This window comes from Pseudomonas sp. ACN8 (assembly GCF_002303925.1).
Classification (GTDB): Bacteria; Pseudomonadota; Gammaproteobacteria; order Pseudomonadales; family Pseudomonadaceae; genus Aquipseudomonas.
This window is the reverse complement of record NZ_MRCS01000077.1, coordinates 1-16,409: the sequence shown is the minus strand read 5'-3', so window position 1 is coordinate 16,409 and position 16,409 is coordinate 1. Positions and strand designations below refer to the sequence as shown.

Sequence of the window (16,409 nt, the reverse complement as noted above, 5' to 3'; positions counted from 1 at the left end):
GTGGTTCGACAGGATGGGATTAGTACGTCTCTCATAACCTCAATCTCTCGAACCGCCCGGTGCGGACCCGCATGCCGGGTGGTGTGGCAGGGGAGCGGCCTGTGAAGGCCGTCCCCTATGCCGATTTGTGTCGAAAGCGTCGCAAATCCCGCTGATGGATTCATCCCTTTTTTCATGGCCGATTACGCCACCGGCATAGAGCCTGCGCGGCTGGCGCGTTTCCTGCACGTCCCCCTCAAATCGCCATAAAACGAGCGCTCGCGGTCATTCCACCAGCGCCCGGAACGGTAGAAGGTTTAGCCAGAAGGCCCGCAACGCTCAAGAAAGCTGCGCGCAGCCGGGTGAAGAACAAGAGGGGAGACGATGAAGGCAGTTATTTTGGCGGGTGGCCTCGGCACGCGCATCAGTGAAGAGTCGCACCTCAAGCCCAAGCCGATGATCGAGATCGGCGGCAAGCCAATTCTCTGGCACATCATGAAGCAGTATTCCGCCCACGGAATCCACGATTTCGTGATCTGCCTTGGCTACAAGGGTTACGCGATCAAGGACTTCTTCGCCAACTACTTCCTGCACACCTCCGACGTCACCTTCGACATGCGTAACAACCGCATGGACGTGCACCAGAATTACAGCGAGCCGTGGAGCGTCACCCTGATCGACACCGGCGAAGAAACCATGACCGGTGGCCGTCTGCTGCGTGCCGGTCGATACCTGAAGGATGAAGAGGCGTTCTGCTTCACCTACGGCGATGGCGTTTCCGATCTGAACATTCGTCAATTGGTGGACTACCACCGAGCCCATGGCCGTCTGGCAACCGTCACCGCCGTGCAACCGCCCGGTCGTTACGGCGCGCTGGACCGTCACGGTGATCAGGTGCTCGGGTTTACCGAGAAACCGCGTGGCGACGGTGGCTGGATCAATGGCGGATTTTTCGTTCTGTCACCCAAAGTGCTGTCGTATATCGCCGGTGACGGGACGACATGGGAAGCCGAACCCTTGGCGCGCCTGGCCCAGGAAGAACAGTTGAAAGCCTTCGAACACAATGGTTTCTGGCAACCGATGGACACCCTGCGCGACAAGAACCATCTCGAAGCACTGTGGCAGAGCGGGGAGGCCCCATGGAAGCAATGGGCCTGAGTGCGGATTTCTGGCGTGGCAAGCGCGTCCTCGTTACCGGCCATACCGGTTTCAAAGGCAGCTGGCTGACGCTGTGGCTGCAAAGCCTCGGCGCACAAGTCAGCGGTTTTGCCCTTGATCCTTCAACCGGGCCGAGCCTGTTCGAACTGGCGCGTGTCCACGAAGGCATCAACGATCAGCGCGGCGATCTGCGGGATCTCGGTGCCTTGCTGGAGATCATTGCCGAAACCGAGCCTGAGATCGTCCTGCACCTGGCCGCTCAGCCGCTGGTGCGTGAAGGTTATCGCGATCCGCTCGGCACCTATTCCAGCAACGTCATGGGCACGCTCAACTTGCTCGAAGCGATTCGACAGGTCGGCTGTGTGCGTGCCTGCGTGCTGGTGACCACCGACAAGGTCTACGCAAACAAGGAATGGCTGTGGCCGTACCGCGAAGACGAAGCCCTGGGTGGCCACGATCCTTACAGCAGCAGCAAGGCCTGCTGTGAACTGTTGGCGCAGTCTTATGCCGCGTCGTTTTTTCCGGCCGACAAATACGCCGGGCACGGTCTGGCCCTGGCTACCGCGCGTGCCGGCAATGTCTTGGGCGGCGGTGACTTTGCGCCTGAGCGACTGATTCCCGACGTGCTCAGAGCCTGGACGGCAGACGAGCCGGTGACCCTGCGCTACCCGCAAGCCGTGCGCCCGTGGCAGCACGCGCTGGAGCCACTGGCCGGTTATCTGCAATTGGCCGCCGGCCTCTACGAGCAAGGCCCGGAATACGCCGGTGCGTGGAACTTCGGCCCGGGCGAAGCGGACATGTGCAGCGTCGGCGAAGTCGTCGAAATGCTTGCCAATCGCTGGCCACAAGCCCGTGGTCTACGCATCGAGCCGAGTGAATTGCACGAGGCCGGTCTGCTGCGTCTGGACAGCAGCCGCGCGCGCCAACGGCTCGGCTGGCAGCCACGCTGGACCTTGCAACAATGCCTGACTCAAACCCTCGACTGGCATCTGGCATGGCAGAACGGCGATGACATGCGTGCCGTGACCCTTGGCCAATTGAACCTGTACCGAGGCGCACTGTGAGCGAGTTTTCCTTGCGCGCGCTACCGCTGGCCGGACTGTTCAGCGTCCAGCACAAGCGCTTCGAAGATCAGCGCGGGCACTTCGCCCGACTGTTCTGCGAGGGCAGCCTGAGTGCGTTTGGCAGCGAATTTCACATTCGTCAGATCAACCATTCCCGCACCCGTGAGAAGGGCAGTGTGCGCGGTCTGCATTATCAGAATGCCAATGCGCCGGAAGCCAAACTGATCACCTGCCTGCGCGGTGAAGTGTGGGATGTGGCGGTAGACCTGCGCCCCGAATCCGAGACCTTTTTGCATTGGCACGCCGAGCATCTGAAGGCGGGTGACGGTCGCGGTCTGCTGATTCCGGCGGGGTTCGCCCACGGTTTCCAGACACTGACTGAAGACGCCGAATTGCTTTACCTGCACAGCGCCGATTACGCGCCGGAGCATGAGGGCGGTCTGTCGGTGAACGATCCACGGCTGGCGATTGCCTGGCCGTTGCCTGTCAATAATTTGTCAGCGCGTGATTCCAGCCATCCCGCGCTCGATCAACACTTTGCTGGAGTGCGTCTATGAACTGCCGTGGGTGCGCCGCACCGCTGAGCCTGCCGCTGATCGACCTTGGCACCTCGCCACCGTCCAACGCCTACGTGCATGCCGATCGCCTGGAGCAGGCCGAGCAATGGGTACCGCTGAAGGTCGCCGTGTGCCAGCAATGCTGGCTGGTGCAGACCGAGGATTACACCCGCGCCGACAGCCTGTTCGACGCCGAGTACGCTTATTTCAGTTCGTTCTCCAGCACCTGGCTGGCCCATGCCGAGCGCTATGTCGCCGAAATGGTCGAGCGTTTCGGCCTGACTGCCGACAGCCGCGTGGTCGAAGTCGCTGCCAACGATGGTTATCTGCTGCAATTCGTGGCGGGTCGCGGCATCCCTTGCCTGGGTGTCGAGCCCACTCGCAGCACTGCGCAAGCCGCGCGGGAGAAAGGCCTGGAAATTCGTGAGCTGTTCTTCGGTCGTGAAACTGCCGCGCAGTTGAACAGCGAAGGCTGGGGCGCCGACTTGATGGCCGCCAATAACGTGCTCGCGCATGTGCCGGACATCAATGATTTCCTCGGTGGTTTCGCAACGCTGCTCAAGCCGACCGGCGTGGCCACTTTCGAATTCCCGCAACTACTGACGCTGATGGCCGGCGCGCAGTTCGACACGCTGTATCACGAGCACTATTCCTACCTGTCTTTGACTGCCGTGCAGACCCTGTGCGAACGCAATGGCCTGGAAGTGTTCGACGTCAGCCCACTGAGCACTCATGGCGGATCGCTGCGGGTGTTTGTGCAGCGCAAGGACGGCGAACGTCGCGCGGTACAAGCGAGCGTGCAGCAGCAGTTGCAGGCCGAGCTCGATGCCGGGGTGAAAACCGCCGAGTACTACACGAGCCTCGCGCCCGCCGCTGAGCGCATCAAACATGAACTGCTGCGCTTCCTGTTGCAGGCCAAGGCCGACGGCAAGCGCGTAGTCGGCTACGGCGCAGCGGCCAAGGGCAACACGCTGCTCAATTACGCCGGGGTCAAACCCGACCTGCTCGCCTGGGTGGCCGACGCCAATCCGCACAAGCAGGGCAAGTTTCTGCCGGGCAGTCGCATCCCGATCGTGGCGCCGGCGCAAATCGACCTGGAAAAACCCGATTACGTGCTGGTGCTGCCCTGGAACCTGCTGCACGAAGTCAGTCAGCAACTGGCGCAAGTGCGTCAATGGGATGGGCGCTTCGTGATCGCCGTGCCTGAGTTGAGCGTACTGTGAGAATTCTGGTTACGGGAGCCACGGGCTTCGTCGGTCGGCATCTGGTCGCTGCGTTGCTGACGCGCGGCTGTGCCGTTCGCGCCGTGGCGCGCAATGCAGACACGGCGCAGGGCATGCCGTGGATAAACGATGTCGAGTTCGTGAGCGCGGATATTCACGCCGCCGATCTCGATGTCAGCGCGCTGACCGATGGCATCGACGCGCTGGCGCATCTGGCCTGGCCGGGGTTGCCGAACTATCGGGCACTGTTTCATTTTGAACACAACCTGATGGCCGATTACCGCTTTATCAAAGGCGCGGTCGAGGCGGGCGTGAAGCAGGTTCTGGTCACCGGTACTTGCTTCGAGTACGGCATGCAAGGCGGACCGCTCAGCGAAAGTACCGAGCCGCGCCCGAGCAATCCGTACGGTCTGGCCAAACACACGTTGCACCTGTTTTTGCAGAACCTGCAGCAGGAACATCCGTTCACCTTGCAGTGGGCGCGACTGTTCTATCTGCACGGCGAGGGACAGAACCCCAACAGTCTGCTGGCGGCCCTGGACAGTGCGATCGATGCCGGTGAGCAATCGTTCGACATGTCCGCCGGTGAACAGCTACGCGATTTTCTACCGATTGAAACCGCGGCCGGTTACCTCGCCGCAATCGTGCATCAGCGCGATTTCGACGGCGTTATCAATTGCGCCAGTGGTCAACCGGTGTCGGTACGGACGCTGGTCGAACAACGCCTGCGCGAACGCGGCGCGACGCTGAATCTGAACCTTGGCCACTACCCATACCCGAGCCACGAACCGATGGCGTTCTGGTCCGTGACCGAGCGTTTGCAACAGTTATTGGGAGAGCCGCAATGAGGCACGAGTTGTATCGGGTCACCGACCTGCCGGTGTTGCAGAATCGCACTTTTGCCGATGCCGGGTCGGCGCGAGCCTCTGCCAGTGCCGACATGCTGCTGGTGCAGGACGAGCGCAGCGGCCTGGTCTTCAATGCCGCCTTCGACGCCGACAAGCTCAGCTACGACGCTGACTATCAAAACGAGCAGGCACATTCAGGGCAGTTCCAGAAGCACCTGAGCGACGTCGAAGGCATCATCGCCAGGCACTTCAAGGGCCAGGAGCTGATCGAAGTCGGCTGCGGCAAGGGCTACTTTCTTGAACTGCTCAAGGGCCTGGGCTATTCGATCACGGGCATCGATCCGGCTTACGAAGGCGATAACGCCGACGTGATCATAGCGCCGTTCACTCGCGGTCTCGGTCTGGCTGCGCACGCCATCGTCCTGCGGCATGTTCTGGAGCACATTCAGGATCCGGTGAGCTTCCTCGCTGAAATTGCCAACGCCAACCAGGGCGGGCAGGTCTACATCGAAGTGCCGTGCTTCGACTGGATCCTTGAGCATAAAGCCTGGTTCGATCTGTTCTACGAACACGTCAATTATTTCCGCCTCGATGACTTGCGCCGGATGTTCGGCACTGTGCACGAGGCTGGTCACCTGTTCGGTGGCCAATACCTGTACATCGTCGCCGATCTTTCCACGTTGCGCCTGATCCCGGAGCAACCGGTACCGCGCCTGACGCTGCCGCAGAATTTCACCGCCAGCCTCGACCGCGCGGTGCAGATCGTTCAAGCCGCGCCCGAGCAGGGTTCGGCGATCTGGGGCGCCTCGTCCAAAGGCGTGATCTATTCGCTGTTCCTGCAACGCGCGGGTGTGGCGGTTGATCGAGTGGTGGATATCAACCCGGCCAAGCAGGGACGTTATCTGCCGCTGAGCGGTGCCCGCGTGTCTTCGCCGCAAGAGGCCCTGGACGCGTTGCCCGAAGGCGCCAACCTGTTTGTGATGAACTCCAATTACCTCGAAGAAATCAAGCGGATGACCGGTGGACGCTACGTCTATCACGCCGTTGACAGCGCTTCGTTCCAGTGACCCTTGAGATTTTGACAATGACCGACAACAGCATCAATAAAGCCTTCGAAGCCGAGTGCCGGGAACAGATTGCCCAGCAGGGCGACGACCAGAAACTCACTGGCCTGGCCCGAGATTTCTTCAACGAATCGGCCAGGCACAAGTACAGCTACCACTTCTCGTGGATGGGCCGTCCGATCATCCAGTTGCCACAAGACATGATGGCGATGCAGGAGATCATCTGGCAGGTCAAACCGGACCTGGTCATCGAGTGCGGCATCGCCCACGGTGGTTCGATCATCTACTACGCCTCGTTGCTGGAGCTGCAAGGCCACGGTGAAGTACTGGGCATCGACCTCGACATTCGCCCGCACAACCGCGAGGCGATCGAAAGCCATCCGATGGCCAGGCGCATCAAGATGATCGAAGGTTCCAGCATCGACCCGGCCATCGCGGCTCAAGTTCACGCTGCGGCCAAAGGCAAAAAAGTCATTCTGGTCCTCGACTCCAATCACACCCACGACCACGTACTCGAAGAGTTGCGCCTGTACGCGCCGCTGGTTTCGGTCGACAGCTACTGCGTGGTGATGGACACCGTGGTGGAAGACATGCCGGCCGACTTTTTCCCGGATCGCCCATGGGGACCGGGCGACAACCCGAAAACCGCGGTATGGAAATACCTGGAAGAGAACAAGGATTTCGAGATCGACCAGCAGTTGCAAAACAAGCTGCTGATCACCGTGGCGCCGGACGGCTATCTGCGTCGCGTTCGTTAATCAAAAACAGTTTCAGGCGTCAGGCGACTGGCCGGTTGCGGGGATAGGAAAATGCAGGTTCAAAGCAGTACGCAAACCAACGTGACACCGCTGAGCGAGCTGTTCACGGTGGTGCTGATCACCCACAACCGCAAGGCGTTCCTGCGACGCGCGTTGCAGTACTACAGCAGTTACTCCGCCAAGGTGATGGTGCTGGATTCATCGGTGCAGGGCGATGACAGCATCGCAGTCGATTTTCCTTCGGTCGATTATCGCCATTTACCTGATTACACCTATCTGGGGTTTCAGCAAAAGCTGGCCTATGGGGTCAGCCAGGTTACTACGCCCTACATGGTGCTGGCCGCTGACGACGACTTCATGCTGCACGGTGCATTGACCGACTCAGTCAATTTTCTGGAAGCCAACCCCGATTACGGCATGTGCCATGGCTATTGCCTGATGTACCTCACGCACGCCAACTTCGTGCAGTACTATCGCCGTGACAAGAAGGTGCAAGAGGACTACAACGCCGAGCGTGCGCAGGATCGTATTCTCGACTACATGGGGCAGTACATACCGCCGTTCTATGCAGTGCATCGCACCGCGTTGTTGCAGGACTGGTATGCGGCGATGCCGCAAGGCACGATTTTCGAATGGCAGGAAATCGGCCATGTGTATTACGTGCTGGCGCGGGCCAAGGCGCGGATTCTGCCGATTCCGTATGTGGTGCGGGAGGTCAACTATGGCCGCTCGGATCACAACACCGAGATCATTCACGTCCTCAGTTTCAAGGATGCCCGTTCCGTCGCCGAGCGTGAACGCTTTGCCGGTTTCCTCGCCACGTTGCCAACCGACATCGATGAGCCGAACGCGGAGCAAACCGCAGCCTTTGCCCTGCAGAGTTTCCAGGCGCTGGCGAACAGCCTCGCCACACGCAATGCACTGACGATCGAACCGATCTTCGAGTCCTGGTGGAAAGACCCGACTACCGGGCCGAAACGAGTATTCGGACCCAGGCAATACGTCGAAATGCCGTTCTACAATCAGGCGTTTTTCGATCGGTTGACCGAGTTTGAATTCCTCCTGCATGCGATGCCTGCGGGGCGCTTGCAACTTGAAGAAATGGAAGGTGCATTGCTCAAGCAGCACACGCTGCTGGGCACCTATTCCAATGACACGACCGAGACTATCCAGAACCGCTTGCTGGAAGCCGTGCAGTTGGGGCCGTTCAACCGTCGCGTCGTGCAGAAAATGCATCGGCAGTTGCTGGACATGGGCCAGAACGGTGATGCGCAGGTACTCGCAGACTGGATGGCGCGGCTGGACAGCGTGCCGACCTACGATAGCCGTCAACTGCTCGACAGCACGCGTTCCGGCCAATTGATGAACTGGTTGCAGGCACGTCAGCCGAACGAGACCGCCATCCGCAAGATCAATCAACAGCTGGCGACTGTCGAGGGCGGGCCGCGGTTCGGCATTCTGTTACTGGATCTTGAAGCTGATATGGACAAGCTTCAGGTCACCTTCGACAGCCTGATGGAAAGCGCTTTCCGCGCGTTCAAGGTGGTGGTCTTCACGACAGGGGACCTGCCGGCTGTCACGACCGAACAGAGCACCGTGCATTTCGTCAAAGTCAGCACCGCTAACTACGTCGACAAGCTGAACCAGATCGCCCGGCGCTCGAATGCCGATTGGCTGCTGCTGGCCGAGGCCGGTGACGAGTTCACCCGCAGCGGTTTCCTGCGTGCCAGCCTTGAACTGCAGAACGCCGAAGGTTGCCGTGCAGTGGCCATGGATGAGATCCATCGTCGTCCTGATGGTCAGTTGACTGAAATGTTCCGCTCGGCCTTCAACCTCGATCTGCTGCAAAGCATGCCGTCGCTGACGGCCCGGCATTGGCTGATTCGCCGCGAATTCATGGTCGAGGCCGGAGGCTTTGCCCGCGAGTACAGCGATGCGCTGGAATTCGACCTGCTGTTGCGCCTGATCGAAGCCGGAGGCCTGGCCGGTCTGGCGCATCTGGCCGAGCCGTTGCTGATCACCCCGGCCGTGGCGCCGGCGCCGAGCGAGCATCAACGTCAGGCCCTCGCGCGGCATCTGGCAACCCGCGGTTATCAGGCGCAAGTGAGTGCCGAGGCATTCGGTGGCTTGCGCGTCGATTACCGCCACGCCGAGCGACCGAAAGTGTCGATCATCGTCTGCAGCGATGACAATCAGGAACACCTGCAGCGTTGCCTGGTGAGTGTGTTGCAACGCACGCGTTATCAGAACAACGAGATCATCATTGCCGACAACCACAGCCAGTCGAGTGAGCTTTTGGCCTGGCTGGAAAGCCTCGAGCAAAACGGGCGTGGGCGTATTCGTCTGATCAGGAATGAGCAGCGCCTGAGCGCTTCGGCATTGGTCAATCAAGCTGCCGCTCAGGCTCAAGGCGAATATCTGGTGCTCCTGGCAGCGGACGCCGAAGTGCTCAACGCCAATTGGATCGAAGCCCTGCTGAACCAGGCACAGCGCCCGGAAGTCGGCGTGGTCGGCGCCAAACTGGTGGATCGCGAAGGCTCTGTCACTGGCGCCGGATTCATCCTGGGCCTTGGTGATGGTTTGGCTTCACCGTTCCTCGGCGAGAAAAAGGACGCAACGGGTTACATGCACCGGTTGCTGGTCGAGCAGAATTGTTCGGCGGTCTCCCGCGTATGCCTGATGCTGCGCAAGGAGATTTTCGAGGCCTTGGGTGGACTGGATCAGGAGCATTTCGATGAGGCGTTCGCCGATGTCGACCTGTGCCTGAAAGCCGCGGATGCGGGGCTGTTGACCGTATGGACGCCGCAGGTGCAGATCGTCCACACCGGCACGTTGGCGAACGATGCGCAGGCCATTGCCGCGCTGCAAGACAAGTGGCAAGCGCACTTTGCCCAAGACGTTGCCTACAACCAGAACCTTTCCCTGACCGGCAAGGGCTTCACCCTCGGCCAGGCCTCCAGTATCGACTGGGCGCAGTTGCTCGCCTAAGCCTGACGATCAGGAAACAGGACTCAAGACATGTTCAACGGTCAATCGATTTTCATCTCCGGCGGCACCGGCTCGTTCGGTCGCAACTTCATTCGTCGCTTGCTGGAGCAATACCAGCCCAAGCGCGTGGTGGTGTTCTCGCGCGATGAACTCAAGCAATACGAAATGCAGCAGACGTTCAACGCGCCGTGCATGCGTTACTTCCTCGGTGACGTACGCGATGCCGACCGTTTGCGTCAGGCGATGCGCGGCATCGATTACGTGGTGCACGCGGCCGCGCTGAAGCAAGTGCCGGCGGCGGAATACAACCCGACCGAGTGCATTCGCACCAACGTCAATGGCGCGGAAAACATCATTGCCGCCGCCATCGACAATGGCGTTAAGAAAGTTGTGGCGCTGTCGACCGACAAGGCGGCCAGCCCGATCAACCTGTACGGCGCAACCAAGCTGCTGTCGGACAAACTGTTCGTGGCCGCCAACAACATTGCCGGCGAACAGCAGACCCGTTTTGCCGTGGTGCGCTATGGCAACGTGGCCGGTTCGCGGGGGTCGGTGGTGCCGTTCTTCAGCAAATTGATTGCCGATGGTGCCGAAGAATTACCGATCACCGATGAGCGCATGACACGCTTCTGGATCACCCTCGACCATGGTGTGCAGTTTGTTCTCGACAGCTTTGCACGCATGCACGGTGGTGAAGTATTCGTGCCGAAGATCCCGTCGATCCGCATCGTCGACTTGGCGCGCGGCATGGCCGAGCACCTGCCGCACAAGCACGTCGGGATTCGTCCGGGCGAGAAACTGCACGAGCTGATGGTGCCGCTGGACGATGCGCGGATGACCCTGGAGTTTGCCGATCACTACACCATCCAGCCGTCGATCCGCTTCACCAGCGTCGATGTCGATTTCGCTGTCGACAAACTGGGCGAGCGCGGTCAGCCGGTGGGTGAAGAGTTCGAATACCGGTCCGACACCAACCCGCACTTCCTCTCGGTCGGGCAGATCGCCGCACTGCACGCGAAGCTGTCGAAATGATCCCTTACGGTCGGCAGAATCTCGATCAGGCCGATATCGAAGCCGTGGTCGACGTGCTGAAATCCGACTGGCTGACCCAAGGGCCGACCATCGAGCGTTTCGAACGGGCGATGGCCGAACGTTGCCAGGCGGATTACGCGGTAGCGGTGTGCAACGCCACGGCGGCGCTGCACATTGCCTGTCTGGCGGCCGGTCTCGGCGTGGGTGATCGCTTGTGGACGACGCCGAACACTTTTCTGGCCTCGGCCAACTGCGGTCGTTATTGCGGCGCCGAGGTTGATTTTGTCGATATCGATCCGCTGACCTGGAACCTCGATGCGTTCGCGCTGGCCGCGAAGCTGGAACGGGCCGAGCGCGACGGTACGTTACCGAAGGTTTTAGTGGCGGTGGCGTTCTCCGGGCAAAGCTGTGACATGCGCCGGATCGGCGAACTGGCCGAGCGCTACGACTTCACCGTCATCGAAGATGCTTCGCATGCGGTCGGTGCCTCATACGCCGGTCGTCCTGTGGGCTGTGGTGAATTCGCGGCGATGACCGTGTTCAGTTTTCATCCGGTGAAGATCATCACCAGTGCCGAGGGCGGCATGGTGCTGACCAATCGCGCGGAGCTGGCCGAGCGCTTGCAGCGCTTGCGCAGCCACGGCATGACCCGCGATCCGCAACAGATGAGCGAGCCCAGCCACGGCCCCTGGTATTACCAGCAGGTGGAGTTGGGCTTCAATTACCGGATCACCGATTTGCAAGCCGCGCTCGGGCTGTCGCAGCTTGGCAAGCTGGATGAGTTTGTCGCCCGTCGACGTGAGCTGGCGGCACGCTATGCGCGCTTGCTGGCCTGCCTGCCAGTGACATTGCCGAGCGCACAGTCCGAAGCCGAATCCGCCTGGCATTTGTACGTGGTGCGTTTGCAGAGCGAGCGCATCAACCTCAGCCATCGTCAGGTGTTCGAAGGCTTGCGCGCGGCCGGGGTCGGGGTGAATCTGCACTATATTCCGGTGCACTTGCAGCCTTACTATCAGGACCTGGGTTTTGCCGAGGGAGACTTTCCCGAGGCCGAACGTTATTACGCAGAAGCGATCAGCCTGCCGCTGTTTCCACTGCTGACCGATGAGCAACAGGACTACGTGGTCGAGCAATTGCGACGCTTGGTTCTTGAGGAGTAGGACAAGGTGAGCTGCGTTGCGATCATCCCCGCCCGTGGTGGCAGCAAGCGCATTGCGCGCAAGAACCTGAAGCCGTTCGACGGCGTACCGATAATCGTCCGTTCGATTCGCACGGCGCTGGAATCGGGATTGTTCGAGCGCGTGGTGGTCAGCACCGACGACGAAGAGATTGCCCGGGTCGCACGAGCGCATGGCGCCGATGTGCCGTTCCTGCGGCCGGCTGAACTTGCCGACGATTTCACCGGTACCGCTGCTGTGATCGTCCACGCCTTGCAGCAGTTGCCGGGCTTCGATTACGCCTGTTGCGTGTACGCCACCGCGCCGCTGTTGCAGGCGCGGTATTTGCGTCAGGGTTTTGATTTGCTGGAGCAGCGTGCGGACAAATCCTTTGCCTTCTCCGTCAGCAGTTTCGGTTTCCCGGTCCAGCGTGCGCTGACCCTCGACGGGCAGGGCGCGCTGACGGCGTTGTACCCGGAATTTCGTAATACCCGCTCGCAGGATCTGCCTGAAGCATTTCAGGATGCCGGTCAGTTCTACTGGGGGCGCAGCGAGGCCTGGTTGCGCGGCGAGGTGTTGTTCTCACCGGCCAGTCTGCCGGTGATCGTGCCGCGGCATCTGGTACAGGATATCGACACGCCAGAAGACTGGACGCGCGCCGAGTATCTGTACGCCGCACTCAAGGCGGGCGGAGAACTTTCATGAGAGTGCTGATTCGTGCCGACGCCTCGCCGACCATCGGCAGCGGCCACATCGCTCGTTGCCTTACGTTGGCGCGGGTGTTGCGCAAGCAGGGCAGTCATGTGGCGTTTGCCTGTCGGCGCTTGCCGGGACATCGGCTCGACGCCTTGCAGGCCGAAGGTTTTGAGACGTTCGCGCTGCCCGAGCGCTATGTCGATGAAGACCCACAGCAGACTATCGAAGCGATGCTGCCTTGGCAGGCCGACATCGCAGCGCTAGCCCAATTGCTTGAGGAGCACGCGGGGTTCGACTGGATCATCGTCGACCACTATGGCCTCGATCATCACTGGCAAACGGCGGCCCGGCGCTGGGCACCACGGATTGCCGCGGTGGATGATCTGGGGACCCGGCGCTACAGCGTCGATCTGCTGCTCAATCAGAACTTGTCGGGCCTGACCGAGAATTACCCACCACTGCTGCCTGAAGGTTGCCGCACGCTGCTCGGCCCGCGCTACGCCATGTTGCGTGAAGAGTTCAGTTGCCCGGCCATCGCGATCAAACCCAGGGCGCAGCGGGTGCTGGTGAACTTCGGTGGTTTCGACGCGGCGATGCAGACCCATCACGCCATGTTGGCGCTGGCCGATTTTGCAGCGCTGGAGGTGGACTTTGTCGCCGGTGCCGATAACCCGGCATGGGCGCAGATGCAGGCACTGGCCGAGACTCGGCCGAACTGGCATCTGCACAGTTTTGTCAGCGATTTTTATCAGCGCATGAGCGCGGCCGATCTGTTTATCGGCGCGGGTGGCGGTACCAGTTGGGAGCGCGCGGCCATGGGCCTGCCGACGATTTGTATCGCCGTGTCGAACAACCAGCAGGCCAACGGCGAAGTGATGGCGGCAGCGGGGGCGCATGTGTTCATGGGCGCTCGCGAGCAGGTCAGCGTCGAGCAATTGCGCCAGGCCATCGGCTTTGTCGCCGAGAATTTTTATTTGCGTCAGAGCCTCGCCGATCGTTCGCGGCGACTGGTCGATGGTGGCGGGGCGCTTCGCGTCGCGGTAGCGCTGGCCGGTGCGGTGCTCAACCTGCGCGTGGCGACTACGCAAGATGCTCAGCTGTTGTTCGAGGGGCGCAATGCCAAGGCCGTGCGGCGCTGGTCGAAGGATCAAGGCTTGATCGACTGGGCGCAACACCTGAACTGGTTGAACGCAAGTTTGCGCAACCCGCAGCGTCTGCTGTTGATTGCCGAGGCCGATGACGGTCCGGTGGGGGTCTTGCGTTATGACCTGCGCGGGCTCGAAGCCGAAGTGTCGATTTATCTGCTTGAGGGGCGTTTCGGGCTTGGCTGGGGCAGGGCGTTGCTGGCGCGCGGCGAGTCGTTCGTCAGCGAATACTGGCCGCAACTGACGACCATTACGGCCCAGGTGCTGCCCGCCAATCACCCCTCATTGAATGTTTTTCGAGACGCCGGGTTCACTCAAGGTGCCTGCGCGTTCACCCGTGTTTTGAAGGAACATCCGCATGCCTAGTTTCAAGATTGGCAACCGCCTGATCGGTGCCGACGCGCCGCCGTTCATCATTGCCGAGATGAGCGGCAACCATAACCAGTCGCTGGACGTTGCCCTGCAAATCGTCGAAGCGGCGGCCAGAGCCGGCGCGCATGCCTTGAAACTGCAAACCTATACAGCCGAGACCATGACTCTGGATATTGCTGAAGGTGAGTTCTTCATCAAGGATCCGGGCAGTCTGTGGGCGGGCAGCTCGCTCTACGATTTGTATGAAAAGGCCTATACGCCGTGGGAATGGCATGCGCCGATTTTCGCCCGGGCCAAAGAGCTGGGGATGCTGGCCTTCTCGACGCCGTTCGATGACACGGCGGTGGATTTCCTCGAAAGCCTCGATGTGCCGGCCTACAAGATCGCCAGTTTCGAAAATACGGATTTGCCGTTGATCCGCCGTGTGGCCGCCACCGGCAAACCGCTGATCATCTCCACCGGCATGGCCAGCATCGCCGAGCTTGATGAAACCGTGCGCGCGGCCCGCGAGGCCGGTTGCAAGGATCTGGTGCTGCTCAAATGCACCAGTACTTATCCGGCGACCCCACTCAACAGCAACGTGCGCACGATCCCGCATCTGCGCGAATTGTTCGGTTGTGAAGTGGGACTGTCCGACCACTCCATGGGCGTTGGCGTGTCCGTCGCCGCTGTCGCGCTCGGCGCGACCGTGGTGGAAAAACACTTCACCCTCGACCGCGCGGCCGGCGGGGTGGATGCCGGTTTCTCGCTGGAACCTGAGGAAATGGCCAGTCTGGTGCTCGAGACCGAACGCGCCTGGCAGGCCATGGGGCAGGTGCAATACGGCCCCACCGAGGCCGAGCGCAAGTCGCTGGTGTTTCGCCGTTCGTTGTACGTCACCGCTGACATGGCCGCCGGTGAGCTGTTTACCGAGGACAATCTGCGCGCCATTCGTCCGGGTCTCGGTTTGCCGCCCAAGCATACCGACGCGCTGCTCGGGCGCCGCGCTCGGGCCCCGATCAAGCGCGGCACGCCGCTGGACTGGTCATTGGTTGAATGACCCGATATGCAACCGATTCGGCAAAATAGCGTGACCTGCGAGTCATAACGCGCATCTTCACTGTATTGTATTGATCGGGGAGATGGCGCCTGGTCCTTTATTGGATCCAGTGATAGCCCTTTGCGCTCCCCATGGCTGTCCGTTGTGGCGGCCGTTTTCTGTTTGTCGGCGCCCCTCGAATCCTTGCGAGCGGTGGTCTTGGGCTGTTTTTTATTGGGAAGCCGTAATGATTGGCATAAAAAGCATTGCGAGCTACGTTCCTGTAGCCGGCGTGGACAATTACGCACAAGGTGCAAAATTCGAGAAGGATGAAGAATTCATCCTCGGCAAGATCGGTTCGGCATTCCTGCCGCGCAAAGATGCTGAACAGGAAACCTCCGATCTGTGCGTGGAAGCGGCCAATGCGCTGTTTGCCAACAACCCTGAGCTGAAGCGTGAATCGATCGACGCACTGATCGTCGTCACCCAGAACGGTGACGAAGAAGGCCTGCCGCACACCGCGGCGATCGTGCAGGACAAACTCGGTCTGCCGACCAATGTCGCTGCGTTCGATATTTCCCTGGGCTGCTCCGGTTACGTTTACGGCATCTACGCGATCAAGGGCTTCATGGAAGCCGCTGGCCTGAAAAACGGCCTGCTGATTACCGCTGACCCCTATTCGAAGATCGTCGACCCGGAAGATCGCAACACCACCATGCTCTTCGGCGATGCCGCTACCGCGACCTGGATGGGCGAAGATCCGTCCTGGGCGCTGGGCAAGGCCAAGTTCGGCACCGACGGTTCTGGAGCACCGCACCTGAAAGTCACCGATGGCGTGTTCTTCATGAACGGCCGTCAGGTGTTCAACTTCGCGCTGCTCAAAGTACCGGCACACTTGCACGAATTGCTCAACGACTCAGGCCTCAAGGCCGATGACATCGATGCGTTCTGCATTCACCAGGGCAGTGCGGCGATAGTCGATGCCGTGGCGCGGCGCTTCGAAGGCGAGCCGGAGAAGTTCATCAAGGACATGGTCGAGACGGGTAATACCGTGTCGTCGAGTGTTCCGCTGCTGCTGGAAAAACACGTGCTCGATTCTGACTGGAAGCGCATCGCGATCAGCGGTTTTGGCGTAGGTTTGTCCTGGGGTTCGGCGATCATCTACCGTCCCTGAGCAAGCTCCTTATCGGTAAATCGCGGCACAAAATAGCGCTCAAGGTGTAACCTTGAGCGCTATTTTTTTGCCCGAATTTTCACGAGGCGCCATGAGCGAGTTTTTTCAATCGAATGCCGACGTTATCCAGCGTCGCTGGCCTCTGGTGGCTGCCCGCCTGTTGGCGGAAGATCCGT

The 16,409-nt window shown here is 60.5% G+C and carries 14 protein-coding genes; all 14 read left to right on the top strand.

The annotated features are described in order from the left end of the window. The first annotated feature begins 363 nt into the window (after nucleotides 1-363). The gene (rfbF, locus tag BSF44_RS27940) at nucleotides 364-1,137 is read left to right on the top strand and encodes a glucose-1-phosphate cytidylyltransferase (RefSeq protein ID WP_008052842.1); all 774 of its coding nucleotides are present in this window, start codon (nucleotides 364-366) and stop codon (nucleotides 1,135-1,137) included. After that, complete coding sequence (gene rfbG, locus BSF44_RS27935; protein ID WP_095946236.1) at nucleotides 1,119-2,201, top strand: CDP-glucose 4,6-dehydratase; 1,083 nt, start codon at nucleotides 1,119-1,121, stop codon at nucleotides 2,199-2,201. The genes rfbF and rfbG overlap by 19 nt, the downstream gene beginning before the upstream one ends. Then, on the top strand, nucleotides 2,198-2,758 hold the full coding sequence (locus BSF44_RS27930; protein ID WP_095946235.1) for a dTDP-4-dehydrorhamnose 3,5-epimerase family protein: 561 nt from the start codon (nucleotides 2,198-2,200) through the stop codon (nucleotides 2,756-2,758). The genes rfbG and BSF44_RS27930 overlap by 4 nt, the downstream gene beginning before the upstream one ends. Next, nucleotides 2,755-3,981, top strand: coding sequence for a class I SAM-dependent methyltransferase (locus BSF44_RS27925; RefSeq protein WP_095946234.1), 1,227 nt, complete (start codon nucleotides 2,755-2,757; stop codon nucleotides 3,979-3,981). Before BSF44_RS27930 ends, BSF44_RS27925 begins: the two co-directional genes overlap by 4 nt. After that, nucleotides 3,978-4,829, top strand: coding sequence for an NAD(P)-dependent oxidoreductase (locus tag BSF44_RS27920; protein ID WP_095946233.1), 852 nt, complete (start codon nucleotides 3,978-3,980; stop codon nucleotides 4,827-4,829). Before BSF44_RS27925 ends, BSF44_RS27920 begins: the two co-directional genes overlap by 4 nt. After that, complete coding sequence (locus tag BSF44_RS27915) at nucleotides 4,826-5,896, top strand: class I SAM-dependent methyltransferase (protein WP_095946232.1); 1,071 nt, start codon at nucleotides 4,826-4,828, stop codon at nucleotides 5,894-5,896. The genes BSF44_RS27920 and BSF44_RS27915 overlap by 4 nt, the downstream gene beginning before the upstream one ends. Before the next feature lie 17 nt (nucleotides 5,897-5,913). Next, nucleotides 5,914-6,651: a cephalosporin hydroxylase family protein gene (locus BSF44_RS27910; RefSeq protein ID WP_095946231.1), complete on the top strand. Its 738-nt coding sequence runs from the start codon at nucleotides 5,914-5,916 to the stop codon at nucleotides 6,649-6,651. Between the two features lie 51 nt (nucleotides 6,652-6,702). After that, nucleotides 6,703-9,639 (top strand): TIGR00180 family glycosyltransferase, encoded by a 2,937-nt coding sequence (locus BSF44_RS27905; RefSeq protein WP_095946230.1) that lies wholly within the window; start codon nucleotides 6,703-6,705, stop codon nucleotides 9,637-9,639. Nucleotides 9,640-9,669: 30 nt separating this feature from the next. Next, on the top strand, nucleotides 9,670-10,671 hold the full coding sequence (pseB, locus tag BSF44_RS27900; protein WP_095946229.1) for a UDP-N-acetylglucosamine 4,6-dehydratase (inverting): 1,002 nt from the start codon (nucleotides 9,670-9,672) through the stop codon (nucleotides 10,669-10,671). After that, on the top strand, nucleotides 10,668-11,831 hold the full coding sequence (pseC, locus tag BSF44_RS27895; RefSeq protein ID WP_095946228.1) for a UDP-4-amino-4,6-dideoxy-N-acetyl-beta-L-altrosamine transaminase: 1,164 nt from the start codon (nucleotides 10,668-10,670) through the stop codon (nucleotides 11,829-11,831). Before pseB ends, pseC begins: the two co-directional genes overlap by 4 nt. 6 nt (nucleotides 11,832-11,837) lie before the next feature. Beyond that, a complete protein-coding gene (gene pseF, locus BSF44_RS27890) occupies nucleotides 11,838-12,533 on the top strand; it encodes a pseudaminic acid cytidylyltransferase (RefSeq protein ID WP_095946227.1) in 696 nt (231 codons plus the stop codon). After that, nucleotides 12,530-14,035 (top strand): UDP-2,4-diacetamido-2,4,6-trideoxy-beta-L-altropyranose hydrolase, encoded by a 1,506-nt coding sequence (gene pseG / locus BSF44_RS27885; protein WP_095946226.1) that lies wholly within the window; start codon nucleotides 12,530-12,532, stop codon nucleotides 14,033-14,035. The genes pseF and pseG overlap by 4 nt, the downstream gene beginning before the upstream one ends. Continuing rightward, the gene (gene pseI / locus BSF44_RS27880; protein WP_095946225.1) at nucleotides 14,028-15,080 is read left to right on the top strand and encodes a pseudaminic acid synthase; all 1,053 of its coding nucleotides are present in this window, start codon (nucleotides 14,028-14,030) and stop codon (nucleotides 15,078-15,080) included. Before pseG ends, pseI begins: the two co-directional genes overlap by 8 nt. 226 nt (nucleotides 15,081-15,306) lie before the next feature. After that, on the top strand, nucleotides 15,307-16,233 hold the full coding sequence (locus tag BSF44_RS27875; protein ID WP_095946224.1) for a ketoacyl-ACP synthase III: 927 nt from the start codon (nucleotides 15,307-15,309) through the stop codon (nucleotides 16,231-16,233). The last annotated feature ends 176 nt before the right edge of the window (nucleotides 16,234-16,409 follow it).